This is a genomic window from Xanthomonas sp. SHU 166 (assembly GCF_000364685.1).
Taxonomy (GTDB): Bacteria; Pseudomonadota; Gammaproteobacteria; order Xanthomonadales; family Xanthomonadaceae; genus Xanthomonas_A; species Xanthomonas_A sontii.
The window spans coordinates 1-1,672 of sequence record NZ_AQOJ01000626.1 but is presented as its reverse complement, the minus strand read 5'-3'; the positions used below and the strand labels follow the sequence as shown (position 1 = coordinate 1,672).

2 protein-coding genes are annotated in these 1,672 nt (G+C 69.3%); one reads left to right on the top strand and one right to left on the bottom strand.

All coding sequences use genetic code 11. The annotated features are described in order from the left end of the window. A partial coding sequence (gene thrC, locus D180_RS15225) for a threonine synthase (RefSeq protein ID WP_017913471.1) occupies positions 1-1,248 on the bottom strand: 1,248 nt, incomplete at its 3' end. Between the two features lie 215 nt (positions 1,249-1,463). Between thrC and D180_RS24620 the strand changes: the two genes are divergently transcribed. Next, on the top strand, positions 1,464-1,672 hold a 209-nt coding region (locus D180_RS24620; protein ID WP_232760518.1), incomplete at its 3' end, for a hypothetical protein.

The following is a 1,672-nucleotide window of genomic DNA, read 5'->3' as shown; positions in this document are numbered from 1 at the left end:
GGCCTGCGCCGGCCGCTGCAGCAGCGCCGCCAAGGCCGGCGGCACCGCCACCGGCTGCCCGATCAGCGGCTCCACCACCCCTTCGAACTTGGCCGGATGCGCGGTAGCCGCCACCGCCCAATCGCCGGCGTCCGCCTCCGCGCCCTCGGCACGCAGTTGCTGCAGCACGTGCAGCGCGGTGGCGGTGTGCGGGCAATGCACCTCGCCGTAGCGGCGGAAGCGCTCGCCGATGGTCTGGCGGATCTGCGCATCGTCCACCGAGTACGCCTGGAACTGGGTGCGCAGCGTGGCGTCGTCGCCCTGGTACAGCCAGCGCAAGCGCTCGACGTTGCTCGGCGCGCCGACGTCCATCGCATTGGCCAGGGTCGCCACGCTGGGCTGCGGCGCGTAATCGGCGCCGGCGAAGAAGTCCGGCAGCACGCGGTTGGCATTGGTCGCCAGCACGATCCGGCCCAGCGGCACGCCCAGCGCACGCGCCAGGATCGCGGCCAGCGCATTGCCCAGGTTGCCGGTGGGCACCACCAGGTTCAGCGGCTGCGCATGCGCGGCATGGTGCTGCAGGGCTGCATGCGCGTAGTAGCTCATCTGCGGCAGCAAGCGCCCCAGGCTGATGCTGTTGGCCGAACTCAACGGCGCCTGCGCCTGCAGGTCGGCGTCGTTCAGTGCCTGCTTCACCAGCGCCTGGCAATCGTCGAACGAGCCGGCCACGCGCAGCGCCTGAATGTTGTCGCCGAAGCAGCCGAGTTGATGCGCCTGCCGCGGCGACACGCGCCCGTCCGGATACAGCACCACCACGCGCAGCCCGGGCTGGCGATGGAACGCGGCCGCGACCGCGGCACCGGTATCGCCGGAGGTGGCGACGAGGATGGTCAACGGCGTTTCCGCACCCCGCCGCAGCCGGGTCAGGCAGGCGGCCAGGAAGCGCGCGCCGAAGTCCTTGAACGCGGCGGTCGGCCCATGGAACAACTCCAGCGCGTGGTCGCCGGGCGTGGCCAGCGGCTGCAGCGGCGCGGCGAAGTCGAAGGCCTCCGCGCAGATGGCCGGCAGGTCCGCAGCCAGAGCGTCGCCATCGAAGAACGGCGCCAGCAGATCCGCGGCGGTCTCGGCGAGGCTGGCACCGGCGCGCAGGTCGCGGGCGGCGGGCAGGCGCTCGGGGACGTACAGGCCGCCATCGGGGGCGAGTCCGGCGGCGATGGCCTGGCTGAGCGAGACGGCAGGAGCGGCGTTACGGGTGGAGATGAAGTTCATGGTGGTTCCGGTGGCAGGGGAATTCGGTCGCACTGGCATTTCTGGCTCTGGCTTTGGCTCTTGCGTTAGCTTTTGGCTCTGGCTCTTGCTTTGGCTGTTGCGCTTCTGCTTTACCGGGGGCCCCTCGGCGCGGCAGCTGCGGCGGGCGAATACCCGAAGGGCGACGCGCAGGATGCGCGTCGTTTTTCGCCGGCACATGGATGTGCCGTCGAAAAATGTCCGTCGTGGCTGCGGACCCGGAGCGCGTCAGCGCGGAGGGCGCGCTGCGGGGTGTGCTTTCTTTTGGTTACTTTTCTTTGCACAAGCAAAGAAAAGTGACTCGCCGACAGGCGAAAGCTGTTGCTGTTGATCGCTTTTTTTCTGTCGGACGCAAGGAACTTGTAGGAGCGGCTTCAGCCGCGACAGATGCTTCGTCACCTCCTTG